The sequence below is a fragment of the Streptomyces sp. NRRL F-4489 genome (assembly GCF_001509485.1).
Lineage (GTDB): Bacteria > Actinomycetota > Actinomycetes > Streptomycetales > Streptomycetaceae > Streptomyces.
Genome location: NZ_LLZI01000113.1, coordinates 40,395 through 57,154 on the forward strand (window position 1 = coordinate 40,395; position 16,760 = coordinate 57,154).

At 69.9% G+C, this 16,760-nt stretch carries 15 protein-coding genes and 1 pseudogene; 9 read left to right on the top strand and 7 right to left on the bottom strand.

Translation table 11 applies throughout. The features are described 5' to 3' along the window. Positions 1 to 84 precede the first annotated feature (84 nt). Complete coding sequence (dnaA, locus tag ADL22_RS11800; RefSeq protein ID WP_079064049.1) at positions 85 to 1,959, bottom strand: chromosomal replication initiator protein DnaA; 1,875 nt, start codon at positions 1,957 to 1,959, stop codon at positions 85 to 87. Positions 1,960 to 2,334: 375 nt separating this feature from the next. Here dnaA and rpmH point away from each other — a divergent pair, with 375 nt between their 5' ends. The 9 genes and pseudogenes from rpmH to ADL22_RS11840 all read left to right on the top strand — a co-directional run bounded on the left by rpmH (position 2,335) and on the right by ADL22_RS11840 (position 9,187). Continuing rightward, a complete protein-coding gene (rpmH, locus tag ADL22_RS11805; RefSeq protein WP_003956500.1) occupies positions 2,335 to 2,472 on the top strand; it encodes a 50S ribosomal protein L34 in 138 nt (45 codons plus the stop codon). A gap of 23 nt (positions 2,473 to 2,495) precedes the next feature. Beyond that, positions 2,496 to 2,864: pseudogene (gene rnpA / locus ADL22_RS33790) on the top strand (ribonuclease P protein component); the annotation flags it as partial. A gap of 83 nt (positions 2,865 to 2,947) precedes the next feature. Beyond that, positions 2,948 to 3,265 (top strand): membrane protein insertion efficiency factor YidD, encoded by a 318-nt coding sequence (yidD, locus tag ADL22_RS11810; protein WP_066976871.1) that lies wholly within the window; start codon positions 2,948 to 2,950, stop codon positions 3,263 to 3,265. A gap of 3 nt (positions 3,266 to 3,268) precedes the next feature. Then, positions 3,269 to 4,405 (top strand): membrane protein insertase YidC, encoded by a 1,137-nt coding sequence (gene yidC, locus ADL22_RS11815; RefSeq protein ID WP_066976874.1) that lies wholly within the window; start codon positions 3,269 to 3,271, stop codon positions 4,403 to 4,405. A 14-nt stretch (positions 4,406 to 4,419) separates the two neighbouring features. Further along, positions 4,420 to 4,926: a protein jag gene (locus ADL22_RS11820; RefSeq protein WP_066976877.1), complete on the top strand. Its 507-nt coding sequence runs from the start codon at positions 4,420 to 4,422 to the stop codon at positions 4,924 to 4,926. A gap of 133 nt (positions 4,927 to 5,059) precedes the next feature. Beyond that, positions 5,060 to 5,785, top strand: coding sequence for a 16S rRNA (guanine(527)-N(7))-methyltransferase RsmG (gene rsmG, locus ADL22_RS11825; protein WP_066976881.1), 726 nt, complete (start codon positions 5,060 to 5,062; stop codon positions 5,783 to 5,785). Between the two features lie 304 nt (positions 5,786 to 6,089). Continuing rightward, positions 6,090 to 7,157, top strand: a complete 1,068-nt coding sequence (locus tag ADL22_RS11830) for an AAA family ATPase (RefSeq protein ID WP_079064051.1) — start codon at positions 6,090 to 6,092, stop codon at positions 7,155 to 7,157. Then, complete coding sequence (locus ADL22_RS11835; protein WP_079064052.1) at positions 7,154 to 8,251, top strand: ParB/RepB/Spo0J family partition protein; 1,098 nt, start codon at positions 7,154 to 7,156, stop codon at positions 8,249 to 8,251. Before ADL22_RS11830 ends, ADL22_RS11835 begins: the two co-directional genes overlap by 4 nt. Positions 8,252 to 8,569: 318 nt before the next feature. Beyond that, entirely contained in the window at positions 8,570 to 9,187 is a 618-nt protein-coding gene (locus ADL22_RS11840) for a GNAT family N-acetyltransferase (protein ID WP_066976890.1), read from the top strand. 155 nt (positions 9,188 to 9,342) lie between these two features. On the opposite strand, the gene trxA is transcribed toward ADL22_RS11840, so the two are convergent. The 6 genes from trxA to murJ form a co-directional block, all read right to left on the bottom strand. Then, the gene (trxA, locus tag ADL22_RS11845; RefSeq protein WP_066976893.1) at positions 9,343 to 9,669 is read right to left on the bottom strand and encodes a thioredoxin; all 327 of its coding nucleotides are present in this window, start codon (positions 9,667 to 9,669) and stop codon (positions 9,343 to 9,345) included. Between the two features lie 43 nt (positions 9,670 to 9,712). Then, positions 9,713 to 10,687 (bottom strand): thioredoxin-disulfide reductase, encoded by a 975-nt coding sequence (gene trxB / locus ADL22_RS11850; protein ID WP_066976896.1) that lies wholly within the window; start codon positions 10,685 to 10,687, stop codon positions 9,713 to 9,715. Positions 10,688 to 10,800: 113 nt separating this feature from the next. Continuing rightward, entirely contained in the window at positions 10,801 to 11,856 is a 1,056-nt protein-coding gene (locus tag ADL22_RS11855; RefSeq protein ID WP_066976899.1) for an anti-sigma factor family protein, read from the bottom strand. Next, positions 11,853 to 12,548 (bottom strand): RNA polymerase sigma factor SigM, encoded by a 696-nt coding sequence (gene sigM / locus ADL22_RS11860; RefSeq protein ID WP_066976902.1) that lies wholly within the window; start codon positions 12,546 to 12,548, stop codon positions 11,853 to 11,855. The genes ADL22_RS11855 and sigM overlap by 4 nt, the downstream gene beginning before the upstream one ends. A gap of 184 nt (positions 12,549 to 12,732) precedes the next feature. Then, positions 12,733 to 14,454 (bottom strand): protein kinase family protein, encoded by a 1,722-nt coding sequence (locus ADL22_RS11865; RefSeq protein WP_066976905.1) that lies wholly within the window; start codon positions 14,452 to 14,454, stop codon positions 12,733 to 12,735. Between the two features lie 107 nt (positions 14,455 to 14,561). Beyond that, positions 14,562 to 16,760, bottom strand: a complete 2,199-nt coding sequence (gene murJ / locus ADL22_RS11870) for a murein biosynthesis integral membrane protein MurJ (protein ID WP_066976908.1) — start codon at positions 16,758 to 16,760, stop codon at positions 14,562 to 14,564.

The window sequence follows — 16,760 nt, forward strand, 5'->3', positions numbered from 1 at the left end:
GCTCCGGGGCCCGTACGGCGAAGGGCGCCCCGGGACGGGATCCCGGAGCGCCCTGGACGGCGGTGGCGGCCGGCGGGCCGCCCGTCAGCCGTTCTTGATGCGGTTGGTCAGCTCGGTGACCTGGTTGTAGATGGAGCGCCGCTCGGCCATCAGCGCGCGGATCTTGCGGTCGGCGTGCATCACGGTGGTGTGGTCGCGGCCGCCGAACTGCGCGCCGATCTTCGGCAGCGAGAGATCGGTCAGCTCCCGGCACAGGTACATGGCGATCTGGCGGGCCGTCACCAGCACCCGGCTCCGCGAGGAGCCGCACAGATCGTCCACGGTCAGCCCGAAGTAGTCGGCGGTCGAGGCCATGATCGCGGTCGCGGTGATCTCCGGCGCGGTGTCCTCGCCCCCGGGGATCAGGTCCTTCAGCACGATCTCGGTGAGCCCCAGGTCCACCGGCTGCCGGTTGAGCGACGCGAACGCCGTCACCCGGATCAGCGCGCCCTCCAGCTCGCGGATGTTGCGCGAGATCCGGGACGCGATGAACTCCAGCACCTCCGGCGGCGCGTTCAGCTGCTCCTGGACCGCCTTCTTGCGGAGGATCGCGATCCGGGTCTCCAGCTCGGGCGGCTGGACGTCCGTGATCAGGCCCCACTCGAAGCGGTTGCGCAGCCGGTCCTCCAGGGTGACCAGCTGCTTGGGCGGCCGGTCGCTGGAGAGCACGATCTGCTTGTTGGCGTTGTGCAGGGTGTTGAAGGTGTGGAAGAACTCCTCCTGCGTCGACTCCTTGCTCGCCAGGAACTGGATGTCGTCGACGAGCAGGATGTCCATGTCCCGGTAGCGCTTGCGGAACGCGTCCGCCTTGCCGTCCCGGATGGAGTTGATGAACTCGTTGGTGAACTCCTCCGAGCTCACGTACCGCACCCGGGTACCGGGGTAGAGGCTGCGCGCGTAGTGCCCGATGGCGTGCAGCAGGTGGGTCTTGCCGAGGCCGGACTCCCCGTAGATGAACAGCGGGTTGTACGCCTTGGCCGGCGCCTCGGCCACCGCGACCGCCGCGGCGTGCGCGAAGCGGTTGGACGCGCCGATGACGAAGGTGTCGAAGAGGTACTTCGGGTTCAGCCGCGCGGTCGGCTCGCCGGGGCCGGTCGCCGGCGCGGGCTGCGCGGCGAGCGGGCCGGGGGCGCCGCTGGGCGCCGGCAGCGGGGAGCCGGGGCCGCCGGGCCGGCCGCCGGGCGGCGGCAGCTCGGGCAGATCGCGCCGCTGCTGCTCGTACGGCGGGCGCGGGCCCTCGGGGGGACGCGGCGCGCCGCGGTCCGGCCCCTGGGAGCGGTAGTCGTTCGGGTGCTGCTGGAGGTGCGCGGGCGGCCCGGAGCCGTACGGCTCGCGCCACTGCTCCGAGGACGTCTCGCGCTCCGGGTAGCCGGTGTGGTGCTGCCAGCCGTACTCCTCGCGCGGGCCGACCGCGTCGGTGACCGAGTGCTGCGGCCAGGCGCCGGGCTCGTGCCGGGGCCGGTCGTAGTCCGGGTACGCGGGCCGGACGGTGGGGAGGTCGTCGGGCTGGTGCCCGTAGCCCTGCCGGGAGTCGTGGCGCGCGTCGTGGCGCGCTTCGTACCCGTCGTAGCCGTCGCGCTGCGTCTGCGTCTGCGGGTGCTGGCCGTGCTGCTGGGGCGGAGCGGGCGGCTGGGCCGGCGGCTCCTCGGAGGAGTCGTCGACGGTGATCGCGATCCGGATCGGGCGGCCGCACTCATGGCTGAGCGCCTCGCCGATCAGCGGCGCCAGCCGGCCTTCGAGCACACCCTTGGCGAACTCGTTGGGCACGGCGAGCAGTGCGGTGTCCGCGACCAGCGCCAGGGGCTGGGTCCGCTTGAGCCAGTCCTGGTCCTTGGGCTTGAGGCCATCGGCCTCGGCCCGCAAGAGGTGATCGAGTACACGTGGCCACACTGCGGCAAGATCGGCAGGTACATCAGCCACAGGGCACGCTCTCTCACAGTCCCACGAATGTGTGATTCTCAGGACGGGCGGGAAGGAAATGGAGTTCAGCCACGGTAGTCAGGGCGGGCCTGGGGATTCAAGTTGTTGTCCACAGGCTGTGCATAGTGTGTCCTGGCGGAGGCTGTCCGCACCGTCGCGGAGCTGGTTTGACCGGATGGCGTAGCCCCGCGTACCGTGAACCGGTCGAGTTGTCGATGGCTGCTGCCGCCTGCCTCCGATGGGCAAAGATCGCGCTCTCGTGATCGTGTAGCGGTGCACTCGGGCGTGGCGAGCTACTCGTGGGCGCACGGTGACAGCCAGTCGACGCCCCACATCCGTCTCGTACGAGACATCAAAGATCTCTGGAGCCCCCGAGTGAGCAAGCGCACCTTCCAGCCGAACAACCGCCGCCGCGCGAAGACCCACGGCTTCCGTCTGCGCATGCGGACCCGTGCCGGCCGCGCGATCCTCGCGTCGCGCCGCAGCAAGGGCCGCGCCCGTCTGTCGGCCTGAGCAGCCCGACCTAGGTCCATGACGTGCTGCCTACCGAAAATCGGCTGAGGCGGCGCGAGGACTTCGCGGCCGCGGTACGCCGGGGACGCAGGGCCGGTCGCCCGCTCCTTGTCGTGCATTGCCGCAGCGGTGCAACGGACCCGCACGCAGCGGGGGGAAGTGTTCCCCCGGCGCGTGCGGGTTTCGTCGTCAGCAAGGCCGTTGGCGTCGCGGTCGTCCGCAACAGGGTCAAGCGCAGGCTTCGCCATCTCGTGCGCGACCGGCTGGACCGGCTGCCCGCCGGTAGCCTGGTTGTCGTACGGGCCCTGCCCGGCGCGGGCGCGGCGGAGTACGACCAGCTGGCCCGCGACCTGGACGCCGCTCTGGAGCGGCTGCTCGGAGGGGCGCCGAAAGGCAGCAATCCCCCCGGGGCTGCGAACGGCGGTACCTCCGCCGGCCCCCGGGCTCCCGGACGGGACCCGGGAGGGAGCGCACAGTGAAGTACCCGCTGCTGCTTTTGATCAAGATCTACCAGTGGACCATCAGCCCCCTGCTGGGCCCGGTCTGCAAGTACTACCCGTCGTGCTCGCACTATGGCTACACGGCCATCGACCGGCACGGCGCGGTCAAGGGGACTGCGCTGACCGCTTGGCGCATCCTGCGGTGCAATCCGTGGTCGCTCGGTGGCGTCGACCACGTCCCTCCCCGGAAGCGCCCGGTTTGGCATCAGCGGCTGAGGAGCCGCCTGGGCGGGACGACCGTCCCTGAGCCTGTCGCCCAGCCCGAGACTCCGCCCAACGCCCAAGGAGCCTGATTCGTGGACACGATCCTCAAACCTCTTTATTACGCAGTTTCCTGGATCATCGTCCAGTTCCACTCGTTCTTCGGCCTGATCTTCGATCCGGACAGTGGAGCTGCGTGGGGTCTGTCCATCGTCTCGCTGGTGGTGCTGATCCGTGTCTGCCTGATCCCGCTCTTCGTGAAGCAGATCAAGTCGACGCGGAACATGCAGGCGCTCCAGCCGAAGATGAAGGCGATCCAGGAGCGCTACAAGAGCGACAAGCAGCGCCAGTCCGAAGAGATGATGAAGCTCTACAAGGAGACGGGCACCAACCCGCTCTCGAGCTGTCTCCCGATCCTGGCGCAGTCCCCGTTCTTCATCTCGCTGTACCAGGTCCTCAGCCACATCGCGCAGAACAAGACCGTCGGCTTCATCGACCCGACGCTGCTGGCCAGCGCGCAGAAGGCGCACATCTTCGGTGCCCCGCTCGCGGCCAAGTTCATGGACAGCGCGGCGAAGATCCAGAGCCTGGGCGCCTCGCTGACCGATGTGCGCGTGGTCACGATCATCATGATCGTCCTGATGTCGGCGTCGCAGTTCTACACCCAGCGCCAGCTGATGACGAAGAACGTCGACCTGACGGTGAAGACGCCGTTCATGCAGCAGCAGAAGATGCTGATGTACGTCTTCCCGATCATGTTCGCGGTCTTCGGTATCAACTTCCCCGTCGGTGTCCTCGTCTACTGGCTGACCACCAACGTGTGGACGATGGGCCAGCAGATGTTCGTGATCCGCCGCAACCCCACCCCGGGCAGCAAGGCGTACACCGAGCGTCAGGAGCGGCTGCGGGCCAAGGGCAAGCTGGTCGAGAGCCCCGCCGAGATCGCCGCGAAGAAGGCCGTCGAGGAGGCGCGCCAGAACCGCCAGCAGCCCAAGCGGCAGCCGAAGGCCAAGCGCCAGACCGGTGCGGCCGCGCCCACCGGTGCCGCGCGGAACCGTACGCGGGCCAGCTCCTCGGCGAACGGCACCGCCGCCGAGCAGAGCGGCACGGCCGCGCAGGAGGGCAAGGGGAAGGGTGGTGCGTCCGCCAAGGGCGCTGCCTCCGGGTCCCGTAACACCAAGTCCGGGCAGCGCAAGGGCCAGCAGCGCCCCAAGCACCCGTCCAAGAAGTAAGAAGGAGTCCTTACGTGACGGACACGACCCCTGGCACCAAGGGCGCCGACACCCTGACCCGCCTGGAGCAGGAAGGCGAGATCGCGGCCGACTACCTCGAGGGCCTGCTGGACATCGCGGACCTCGACGGGGACATCGACATGGACGTCGAGGCGGATCGCGCCTCGGTGTCGATCATCGGCGACCCGTCCAGCCGCGACCTCCAGAAGCTGGTCGGCCGGGACGGTGAGGTGCTGGAGGCGCTCCAGGAGCTGACGCGGCTGGCGGTGCACCGCGAGACCGGTGACCGCAGCCGTCTGATGCTGGACATCGCCGGCTTCCGGGCGCGCAAGCGCGAGGAGCTGGCCAAGGTCGGCTCGAGCGCCGCGGAGGAGGCCAGGAGCACCGGCCAGCCGGTGAAGCTGGACCCGATGACGCCGTTCGAGCGCAAGGTCGTGCACGACGCGGTCGCCGCGGCCGGCCTGCGGAGCGAGTCCGAGGGCGAGGAGCCGGAGCGCCGCGTGGTGGTCCTCCCGGCCTGACGCCGCGTGCGCAGTCTTTCTTTGGCCCCGTCTGCTCGCAGGCGGGGCCAAAACTTGTCAGCCTTCTGTGTTATCCCCGGTCGTACGGCCGGGTTCCCGGCAGGAAAAGCAGTACAGAGGAAGGGCGGTCCCCGTGACGGAGGCATCAGCGGAGCTCCCTCCCGCGCCGAAGGCGGCGCAGGAGGTTTTCGGCGAGCGCTTTCCGGAGGCCGTGCGGTACGGCGAACTGCTCGCCGACGCGGGGGTGAAGCGCGGGCTGATCGGTCCGCGCGAGGTGCCCCGGCTGTGGGAGCGGCATCTGCTGAACTGCGCGGTGCTCTCCGAGGTGGTTCCGGAGGGCGTCTCGGTCTGTGATGTCGGCTCGGGGGCCGGGCTGCCCGGTATTCCGCTGGCGCTGGTGCGCCCCGACCTCAAGATCACGCTGCTGGAGCCGCTGCTGCGGCGGACGAATTTCCTCCAGGAGGTCGTGGAGCTGCTCGGGCTGGACCACGTCACGGTCGTCCGGGGCCGGGCGGAGGAGGTCATGGGCAAGCTTCCGCAGGTGCATGTGGTGACGGCGCGGGCCGTCGCGCCGCTGGACCGGCTGGCCGGCTGGGGCGTGCCGCTGCTGCGTCCGTACGGGCAGATGCTGGCGCTCAAGGGGGACACCGCGGAGGAAGAGCTGAAGGCGGCGCGGGCCGCGCTGAGCAAGCTCGGCGTGGTGGACACGTCGATCGTGCACGTCGGCGAGGGCGTGGTGGATCCGCTGTCGACCGTGGTGCGGGTCGAGGTCGGGGAGAGCCCGGGCGGGGTGCGCTTCGCGGCGAAGCGGGCGAAGGCGGCGCGCACCAGCCGGGCGTCGCGGGGCCGCCGGCGCTGACGCGGCAGACCGCAGGGGTCCGGTCGGGATTCCTGCGGTGTGCTGATCCCTCCGCGGAACAGCGGACAGGGCCCTTTCTGCAGGCGTGGCAAAAAGCCGCGAGACGGAGTGTCGCGGCTCAATCGGTCGCCGCGCTGGCATCGTGTTTCACGTGAAACGTCGTTCTCTGCTGCAAGGGATCATCGGCCGCGGGCGTGCGGCTGCCGCGCCGTCCGACCGGAAACCCACACGGGTGACGAAAGTATCCACAGGCGGGGCTTCATCCACAGGAGAAGGGACCTCACTGGTTCGCGAAGCCGGAAGCATGGCAGGCTCTCACCGTTGTGAGCCCGATGTCGAGGAGAGTGAACCCGTGCGGTCCGACGCCAACACCGCGGGACCGATGACCGATCCGGTCCCCGGTCCCCGTAATGAGTCGTTCGGGGACGACGTTTCACGTGAAACGCCGCCCCCGATGGACAACACACCGGTAGGTCGCGCGGCACAGCTGGCGGTAGGGACGATGGGCCGCGTGGGAGAACTGCCCCGGCCGGACGAGACCCGGGTCATGGTGGTCGCCAACCAGAAGGGCGGGGTCGGCAAAACCACGACCACGGTGAACCTCGCCGCGTCGCTGGCCCTGCACGGCGCCCGGGTCCTGGTGATCGACCTCGATCCCCAGGGCAACGCGTCGACCGCGCTGGGGATCGACCATCACGCCGAGGTGCCGTCCATCTACGACGTGCTGGTCGAGAGCAAGCCACTCTCCGACGTCGTGCAGCCGGTGGTCGAGGTGGAGGGGCTGTTCTGTGCTCCCGCCACCATCGACCTGGCCGGTGCCGAGATCGAACTGGTCTCGCTGGTGGCACGGGAAAGCCGGCTGGATCGCGCCATCAAGGCGTATGAACAGCCGCTGGACTACATCCTCATCGACTGCCCGCCCTCGCTCGGCCTGCTGACCGTCAACGCGCTGGTCGCCGGTGCCGAGGTGCTGATCCCGATCCAGTGCGAGTACTACGCGCTGGAGGGTCTGGGGCAGTTGCTGCGGAACGTCGAGCTGGTGCGGGGGCACCTCAACCCCAAGCTCCATGTCTCGACGATTCTGCTCACCATGTACGACGGACGTACTCGCCTGGCCTCCCAGGTCGCCGATGAGGTGCGCAGCCACTTCGGCAGCGAGGTGCTCCGGACGAGCATCCCCCGCTCGGTCCGGATCTCTGAGGCACCGAGCTATGGGCAGACGGTGCTCACCTACGACCCCGGATCCAGTGGTGCGCTCTCCTATCTGGAGGCGGCCCGGGAGATCGCGCTGCGGGGGGTTTCGCAGCCCGGGGAGCAGGGCCTGAGTGTGAACTACCAAGCACAGCACAGCATCTCGGAGGGGAATCAGTGAGTGAACGACGTAGGGGGCTGGGCCGAGGGCTCGGTGCGCTGATCCCCGCGGCACCGCAGGGCACGGATCAATCCGGGCCGGCGGTGGGGAGGGGAGCGACGTCACCGTCGTCCGTACCGGTTCTGACCCCGGACCGCGGGGTGGCTGCCGCCAAGGTGGCATCGCTGCCGACGCCTCATGTTTCACGTGAAACGGAAGCATCCGCCGGGGCGGAGAAGAGAAACGACATCACGTCGGAGGTGGCAGGCGCGCACTTCGCCGAGGTGCCGCTGGACGCGATCCGGCCCAATCCGCGGCAGCCGCGCGAGGTGTTCGACGAGGACGCCCTCGCCGAACTGGTCACCTCCATCAAGGAGGTGGGACTGCTCCAGCCGGTGGTGGTCCGCCAGATCTCGCCGGAGCGCTATGAGCTCATCATGGGCGAGCGGCGCTGGCGGGCCTGCCGCGAAGCGGGGCTGGAGAGAATCCCCGCGATCGTGCGGGCCACGGAAGACGAACGGCTGCTGCTTGACGCGCTGCTGGAGAACCTCCACCGGGCGCAGCTGAACCCGCTGGAGGAGGCCGCCGCCTACGACCAGCTGCTGCACGACTTCAAGTGCACCCATGACGAGCTGGCCGACCGGATCGGGCGGTCGCGTCCGCAGGTCACCAACACGCTGCGGCTGCTGAGGCTCTCGCCGTCGGTGCAGAAGCGGCTCGCCGCGGGCGTGCTCTCGGCCGGGCACGGCCGGGCCCTGCTGTCCGTGGACGACCTGGAGGAGCAGGAGAACCTCGCGCGCCGGATCGTGGCGGAGGGGCTGTCGGTCCGCTCGGTCGAGGAGATCGTGACGCTCATGGGGTCGAGCCCCACGAGTTCCGGCAAGCCGAAGAAGCCCCGGGCGGGCGCTCGGGTATCCCCCGCGCTCACCGGTCTCGCTTCCCGGCTGTCCGACCGCTTCGAAACCCGGGTGAAGGTCGATCTTGGCCAGAAGAAGGGAAAGATCGTCGTCGAGTTCGCCTCCATGGAAGACCTGGAGCGCATCCTCGGAACGCTGGCTCCCGGCGAGGGCCCCGTTCTGCAGGCGCCGTCCGAGGAGAGCGGCGAAGAGAAGTGAGCTGACGCGAGCGGCTCGTGGGCGAGCCGTGTTCCGTGCTGAGAGCGGAACACGGCTCGCCCTTTGCTGTTCGGCGGTACCCGTGCCCGTAAAGGGTGGTTACGATGCGATCGGGTATGGCACGCGTTCACCACACCTCCACGTGGAGAGACCTCACACCGAGGAGAGGGCCATGCGATCAGTGAGCCGCACCGGACTGCTGGCGGCGGGGTTCGGCCTCGCCGCCCTCGGAGGGTTCGTTGGTGGTCTGCTCAGGGAGCAGGCGGCGCTGACAGCGCTGCGCGGTGCGGCAGGCGAGGGAAGCGAGGACCTGGTTCCATGGGCCGTCGGCTCGTACCGCTCACGCTGGACAACCTTCCGGATCTCCCCAAGCGCTGCCGCTCCTGCGTCTTCTGGGAGCTCGATCCCGTCAGCGGCGAGGCCGCGGTAAAGGCGGGGCGCCCGGAGCTGGAGAAGGAAGCCTGGATTTCCGCCGTCCTGCTGGAGTGGGGCTCCTGCGGGCGCGTTGTCTATGTCGATGACGTGCCGGCCGGGTTCGTGATGTACGCGCCGCCGGCCTATGTCCCGCGCTCGACGGCTTTTCCTACCAGCCCGGTGTCACCGGACGCGGTGCAGCTGCTGACGGCGTGGCTGACGCCTGGTTACCAGGGGCAGGGTCTGGGCCGGGTGATGGTCCAGACGGTGGCCAAGGACCTCATCCAGCGGGGCTTCAAGGCCATCGAGGCGTTCGGCGACGCCCGCTGGACCGAGCCGGCGTGTGTGCTGCCCGCCGATCATCTTCTGGCGGTGGGGTTCAAGACCGTCCGACCGCATCCCCGCTATCCGCGACTGCGGCTCGAACTGCGCAGCACGATTTCGTGGAAGGAAGACGTGGAGCTCGCGCTCGACCGTCTCCTCGGAGCCGTGCAGAAGGAGCCGGCCCTCCGGCCCCTCTAGGGCGCTGCGCGATGTTTCACGTGAAACACGACCCACGTTTCACGTGGAACATCCCCCACGTTTCACGTGAAACATCGGCCATGTTCCACGTGAAACATCGGCCCGCCCCCTTGGTGGGGACGGGCCGTGTTTCACGTGAAACGCTGCTGCGCGTCTCAGGCGAGGTAGTCCGCCAGGTCCTTCTCGATCGCCGCCTTCGGCTTGGCGCCGACGATGGTCTTGACGACCTCGCCGCCCTGGTAGACGTTCATGGTCGGGATCGACATGACGCCGTACTTGGCGGTGGTCGCGGGGTTTTCGTCGGTGTTCAGCTTCGCGATGACGATCTCGTCATGCTCGGCGGCAATGGCCTCCAGGGACGGGGCGATCTGGCGGCACGGGCCGCACCAGGTGGCCCAGAAGTCCACGAGAACGGGCTTGTCGCTCTTGAGGACGACCTCTTCGAAGTTGTCGTCCGTCACGGTCACCGTGGCGCCGGCCATGGCTGTCTCCTTACTGAGTGGGATGGGAAAGCTGGGGGGCGGATCAGGCGGTGGGGGTCTTCTCCGGCTCGGGCGCGGACTCGCTGTCCGAGAGCGCCGCGAGGAACCGCTCGGCGTCCAGGGCGGCGGAGCAGCCCGTGCCGGCCGCGGTGATCGCCTGCCGGTAGGTGTGGTCGACCACATCGCCGGCGGCGAAGACGCCCGTCAGGTTCGTACGGGTGCTGGGCGCGTCGACCTTGAGGTAGCCCTCGTCGTCGAGGTTCAGCTGGCCCTTGAACAGCTCGGTCCGCGGGTCGTGGCCGATCGCGATGAACAGGCCGGTGACCGGGAGCTCCGAGGTCTCACCCGTCTTGACGTTGCGCAGCGTCAGGCCGGAGAGCTTGTTGTCGCCGTGGATCTCGGCGACCTCGCTGTCCCAGACGAACGAGATCTTCGGATCGGCGAAGGCGCGCTCCTGCATCGCCTTGCTCGCCCGCAGGGTGTCGCGGCGGTGGACGACGGTGACGGTCTTGGCGAAGCGGGAGAGGAAGGTGGCCTCCTCCATCGCGGTGTCGCCACCACCGATCACGGCGATGTCCTGGTCCTTGAAGAAGAACCCGTCGCAGGTCGCGCACCAGGAGACGCCACGGCCGGAGAGCTCGTCCTCGCGCGGCAGACCGAGCTTGCGGTGCTGCGAGCCGGTGGTGACGATGACGGCCTTGGCGCGGTGCACCGTGCCTGTGGTGTCGGTGACGGTCTTGATCTCCTCGGAGAGGTCGACCGAGACGATGTCGTCCGGCACCAGCTCGGCGCCGAAGCGCTCGGCCTGGGCGCGCATGTTGTCCATCAGGTCCGGCCCCATGATGCCGTCGCGGAAGCCCGGGAAGTTCTCCACATCGGTGGTGTTCATCAGCGCACCGCCGGCGGTGACGGCACCTTCGAAGACGAGCGGCTTCAGGGACGCGCGGGCGGTGTAGAGCGCTGCGGTATAGCCCGCGGGCCCGGAGCCGATGATGATCACGTTGCGGACGTCGCTCACGGGTGTCTTCCTTGTCTTCGCCGACGGCTTGCTGGGGTCTCGGGACTCTCACCCCACCCAACGGATCCTAAGGGGCGAGCATTCCCGGAGTGCCACAGCGCACATGCCGTCGTTCAGTCTCGCCGGTAGGAGTGGGTCAGCAAGACCTTCCCGGGAGCCGGCGGGGTGGCCGAGACACACGAGGCAGTGACGACGTAGGCGGAGACGCGCTGAGGGTCGGACGGGTCCGGCAGCACGACCAGGAAGGCGTCCTTCCCCTCATAGGTGCCGCGGGTCGAGGCAAGGGGCGACTCGGGGCGGCCGATGCCCTGCCGGACACAGGACGGGACGGTGTCGGTCTCGCCGCGCAGCGGGGTCTCGGGGGAGCTGCGGGTGCCGAACTCCGGCGCGTTGTGCGCCTTCTTCGCGGCGAGCAGCGCATGGACATGCGAGCCGAGTGTCCCGGCGGTCAGGACCGACGGCGCTTCGCTGCTCGCCGAGGCCCCGCTGTCCTGCTTGGTGGCCTGGACCGCGTTGGTACCGGCGCTCTGGAGAAGCAGTCCGCCGACGCCGAGCACAGCCGCGGCGGCCGCGGTGCCGAGCAGGACCCGGGGCCACCGCCGCGAGCGCGCGGAGCGGCCTCCGGAAGTCCGGCGGCCGGGCCCGGAGGCGCCGCGCCCGCGCCCCGCCGGAGGGGCCGGCGAAGCAGCACGCGGAGGCGTCGGCCCTTCGGTTTCACGTGAAACATCAGCGGGTGCGGTCGATGTTTCACGTGAAACGTCAGCTGGCCCACCCGATGTTTCACGTGAAACATCAGCCCGTCCGTCCCCTGTTTCACGTGAAACCAGGTCATCGCCGAGCAATGTTTCACGTGAAACGTGATCGGGCTCGGTCGATGTTTCACGTGAAACAAGCGCTTCGCCCTCGGCAGGGACAGAGCTCAGCAGTGCCTCGGCGGCCAGGGCCGCATCGATGCGTTCCGCGACATCGGCCGGCATGCGGGCTGGCCCCGGCAGCGTGCCGAGCAGGCCCCGGATCTCCTCCAGCGACGCATGGACGTCTTCGCACAGCGCGCACTCGGCGAGATGATCCCGCAGGTCCGCGGTGCGTGAGGGGGAGAGCAACCCGTCCGTGAAATCGGAGATCTCGGAGACCTCCGGGTGCTCGCCTGCGCCGGTCGTCGACGTCACGCTCGCCCACCTCCGCCCTTCACGGCATCTGTGCCCTTCGGTCCTGCCGTCGGTGGGACGGATGTCCCCTGCGCCCGGTTCCTTCCCCCGCGCTCGGGATCGCTACCCCTTCCGTCGCCACGCAGATGGGTGACCAGCGGCAGCAGCCGCGCGCGGCCTCGTGCGCAGCGGCTTTTCACCGTCCCGGTCGGGACGTCGAGGATCGCGGCGGTCTCCGCGACGGAATAGCCCTGCATATCGACGAGCACGAGAGCGGCACGCTGCTCCTCGGGGAGAGTGCGCAGCGCGATGAGGAGCTCCCGGTGCAGATCCTCGCGCTCGGCCGGGAGGGCGGCGGATTCCTCGGGTTCGAGGAGCTGCTCCAGCCGCTCGGTCTCCGCGACCGGAGAGGTACGCCGCGAGGCGGCCTTGCGCGCCCGGTCCAGGCAGGCGTTGACCGTGATGCGGTGGAGCCAGGTCGTGACGGCCGACTGGCCGCGGAAGGAGCGGGCCGCGCGGTAGGCGGAGACCAGCGCGTCCTGTACGGCATCGGCGGCTTCCTCGCGGTCACCGAGGGTCCGCAGAGCGACGGCCCAGAGCCGGTCGCGGTGCCGCCGGACGATCTCCCCGAAGGCATCCGGGTCGCCCTTCACATGCAGCGCAAGGAGATCGGCGTCGGTTGGTGTCGAAGCCTTGTCGCTGTCGGTGGACACGGGCCCCCCGGCCGTAGCTGCCTGATCTCGGTCCCATTGAAGCCCGCCGGATGAGGAAAGTAAATGCTGGGAAAGCTACCTCCCCGGCCCGAAACGATCTCGGTAGACCGAGGGGCGGGGCTACAGGAAGCCGACCGATTGGCAGCCGCGTCCCGTACCCACGCCCCTCGCGGGATGTGTCCGTTCAGCTGGTGAAGGAGACCTCCGTCACACCCTGCTTGTAGCCGGCGCCGCTGTAGTCGTCGGCCTCCGAATAGGGCATCGCGGTGATCCACACGACGACATAGCGCGCCTTCTCCGGCGACTTCAGCGTGACCTTGGCGGTGCTTCCCGACGTCTTGGCCGTACCGAGTTCCCGCATGGAGCTCAGCGGTTCGGACGGCGAGAGGGAGTTGGCGGCGTAGAGCGTCACCGTCGTGTGGCCGCCGGTGTAGTGCAGCCCGATGGAAGCGGTGCTTATCGGTTGCGTCGAGCCGAGGTCGTAGACCAGCCCGACGCCCTTCTTGAAGGCCGGATTGAGGTCGGGGCCCTCGCGGTAGCTCTTGCTGCGCCAGTAGGTGGCCGGGTCCCCGTCGTAGGTGGCCCGCGCCTGGTCGGGGTGTTGCGGCTGGCCGTCCGGGTAGTACTCGGCGCCGTCCTCGATCTTGATCGGCTTGCCGTCGGGCTTCTTGGCGGGGCCGCCGGCGGTCTGCGAGCTGCCCGGGTTGTCCGGGTCGTTCTCCCGCTTCAGCAGGGTGTCCGCGAGCTGCCAGCTGCCCAGGCCCAGCGCCGCGATCAGCAGGGCGGAGACCGACCACTTCAGTGCCTTGCCGGTACGGCTCTGGAGCGGGGGCGGCGGCGTGGCCACCGGCTGGGTCGCCCGTACGGACTGGCCGTTGCGGGCGGCCGGCTGGCCGTAGGAACCCTGCTGGTAGCCCGTGCGCTGGTACGGCGGCGGGGACGTGAACGCGGTCTCCGGGGGCCGGATCTTGGGCATCGCGGCGACGGCTTTGGCCAGTTCCTCCGGCGTCGTGCAGGGCGGCTCCTGGCGGGACGCGGTGGCGCCGTCGTTCACCAGGGCCCGCATGGCCAGCTCGGACAGGCCCCGGTGCACGCCCGCGCGCACCTGGTCGGGCGCGATCAGCCCGACGCCCTTGGGGAGGCCGGTGAGGCCGTAGGCGTCGTTCTCGTACGGCCAGCGCTGGGTGAGGGCGGCGTACAGCAGCGCGCCGATCGCCTCGGTGTCCGTGCGCTGCGGGTGCTCGCAGGTGATGCCGCGCAGCGCGGCCATGACCGCGAGGCCGCGGATGCGGTACTGGCCGGCCTCCGTGCGCAGCACCGAGCCCGGGGTCAGCCGGAGATGCGAAAGCCCCTCGCGGTGGGCGGCGGCCATGGCCTGGGAGACCTGGCTGACGAGCTGGTAGGCGTCGTGGGGTTCGAGGGGGCCGTTGGCCAGAACCGTGGCCAGCTCGACGGCGTCGGGGAGCCACTCGTGGACGACGTAGACCAGGTCGTTGTCCTCGACGGCGTCGAGGACCTGGACGAAGCGGGGGTCACCGAGGAGCGCGGAGGACCGCGCGGCCGAGAGGACCGGCCGGGCCCGGGGGTGGTCGGCGGGCAGGACGTGCACCCCGACGGCCCGGCGGAGCTTTTCGTCCACCGCACGCCAGCTGCTGAATCCGTCCAGACGGGTGACGCACTCCTCGAGGCGATAACGTCTGGCGAGCTTGTGGCCGCTGTGGAGTTCCGGTGGCTGGGAATCGGCCGCGTCGGCACCTTTCTCGCCGGTGCGTGGGGCGTCCTGTTCCCTGCCGGATACCTTCTCGGCCTCCGCACCGTCGTCCGTGGCCTGACCCGCCTTGGCGGTCAGCGGCTCTTCGCCGCTCGTGTCGGCCACGTCGACGGCAGCCGTGCTCCGTTCCGCCACCGTCGTTCCTGCCTCCCCATCCGTTGCAGGCTCAATGAGCCAAGACAATTGTGCCCACAGTCCGCCACTATGCACGACACACGGTGGCAGTCGATGGTTGTGCCCGATCAGCGTCCCAGCTTGGACCTGACCATGCCGACCAGCGCGTTCAGCTCCTCGATCCGCATCTTCCGGGCGGCGACGTAGAAGACGCCCAGAAGCGCGGCCCCGCCGGCGATCAGCGCGGCCAGCGAGCCCAGGAATCCGCTGCCGAGGGTCTGCATCAGGACGTACACCAGCACGCCGGAGACGATCGTGGCCGGGACGCTGGCGCCGGCCAGCCGCGCGTAGGTCCGGACGACGTGCGGGGTGTCGAGGTCGCCGCCCATCCGCTTGCTCAGGCGGCGCCAGGCGACGCCGACGCCGATCACGTACGCGAGGCCGTAGGACGCCGCCATGCCGATCACTGCCCACTCGGCGGGCAGGACCAGGAAGCACAGGGCGGAAGCCGCGGCGTTGACGGCCGCGACGATCACCGTGTTGTAGAAGGGCGTGCGGGTGTCCTCGTACGCGTAAAAGGCGCGCAGGACGACGTACTGCACCGAGAACGGGATCAGGCCCACACCGAAGGCCATCAGCATGTACCCCATCGGGATGCCGGCGCCGGACGAGCCGTAGACCAGCGTGCACAGCGGGATGCCGAGGGAGAGGAACCCGAACGAGATCGGGACGATGGCGACGGCCGAGGTGCGCAGCCCCTGGGACATGTCGTCCCGGACCGCGCCGGTGTCGCCGTCATGGGCGGAGCGCGCGAGGCGCGGCAGCAGCGCCGCCATGACCGAGACCGTGATGATCGCCTGCGGCATGTTCCAGATCAGCTGGGCGCTGGCGTAGGAGATGAAGCCGGTGCCCGGGTGGCCCTGCCGGTCGGCGGTGTTGCCCGCCCAGGTGGAGAGCTGCGTGACGACCAGGACGCCGGCCTGGTTGGCGAGGACGAACAGCACGGTCCACTTGGCGAGCTTGGCGGCCTTGCCGAGGCCGTGGCCGCGCCAGTCGAAGCGGAGCCGCAGCGTGAAGTCGGCGTCGCGCAGGTAGGGGATCATCGCCAGCGCCTGGACGACCAGGCCCAGGAGCGTGCCGATGCCGAGCAGCCGGATGCCCTCGTCGGGGATCGTGGTGACGCCGATGTGGGACGTCTTCGCCGTGCCGTAGACCCAGATGAACAGGCCGAACGTGGCGATCATGACGATGTTGTTGAGGACCGGGGTCCACATCATCGCGCCGAAGCGGCCGCGGGCGTTGAGGATCTGGCCCATCACGACATGCAGGCCCATGAAGAAGATCGTGGGCACGCAGTAGCGGGTGAAGGCGACCGCGACCTCGTTGGCCGCCGGATCGCGGGAGATGTCGAACGACACCAGTTTCACCAGCAGCGGTGCCGCGAACACCGCCAGCACCGTCAGCACGCCCAGGACGACGATGACCAGGGTGAGCAGCCGGTTGGCGTACGCCTCGCCGCCGTCGTCGTCCTCCTTCATCGCGCGGACGAGCTGGGGCACGAAGACGGAGTTCAGACCGCCGCCGATGGTCAGGATGAAGATCATCGTCGGCAGCTGGTAGGCGACCTGCCAGGAGTCGCCGAGCACGGCGCCGCCGAGCGCCGCGACGATCAGCGCCGAACGGACGAAACCGGTGAGCCGGGACACCATCGTGCCGGCGGCCATCACGGCGCTGGACTTCAGCAGACCGGAGGCGCGGCCGCCCGACTGCTTGCCGGCCGCCGCGACGGGCGCGGGCTCCGGCTCGGGGATCTCGGCGGTCTGCTGCGCCACCGGCTCGGGGCCGGGGGCCACCGCGGGAGCCTGCTGTGCCACGGGGACGGGGGCGGTGGGCGGCGCCTGGTAGGGCTGCTGCTGGTCCCGGAAGAGGTGCGCGAACGCGTCCCGCTCCGGGCGCTCGCCGCCGCCCTGGGCCATCAGCGCGTCGCCGCCGGCGAACTGCACCGTCGCGTCGGGGTCGCCGTAGGCGAGATCGTGGGACGGCGCCCGGGGCTCCGCCGGGGCGGGCGGGGCCCACTGCTGCGGCGGGCCGGGCGGCTGCTGGTAGAGGGGGTGCGCGGCGCCGGGGGGCGGCGGGGGCGCGGGGTGGTTGCGGCGCGGCTCGGCCGCCGGGCCCTGGGCGGCGTAGCCCGGTGCCCGGTAGTCGTCGCGGTAGGCGGCCCGGCCGTAGGGGTCCTGGTCCCCGGGCGGCGGCGGCGTCGGAGGGACCGCCCCCGAGGGATCGCCGGCGGCGCCCCGGTCGCGGTCACCGTCATACGGCGCATTCAT

Coding starts and splice junctions, on each gene's coding strand:
- ADL22_RS11840 (WP_066976890.1), top strand. CDS start 8,570: ATGGGCCGTCGGCTCGTACCGCTCACGCTGGACAACCTTCCGGATCTC.
- murJ (WP_066976908.1), bottom strand. CDS start 16,760: ATGAATGCGCCGTATGACGGTGACCGCGACCGGGGCGCCGCCGGCGAT.
- trxA (WP_066976893.1), bottom strand. CDS start 9,669: ATGGCCGGCGCCACGGTGACCGTGACGGACGACAACTTCGAAGAGGTC.
- ADL22_RS11830 (WP_079064051.1), top strand. CDS start 6,090: ATGGCAGGCTCTCACCGTTGTGAGCCCGATGTCGAGGAGAGTGAACCC.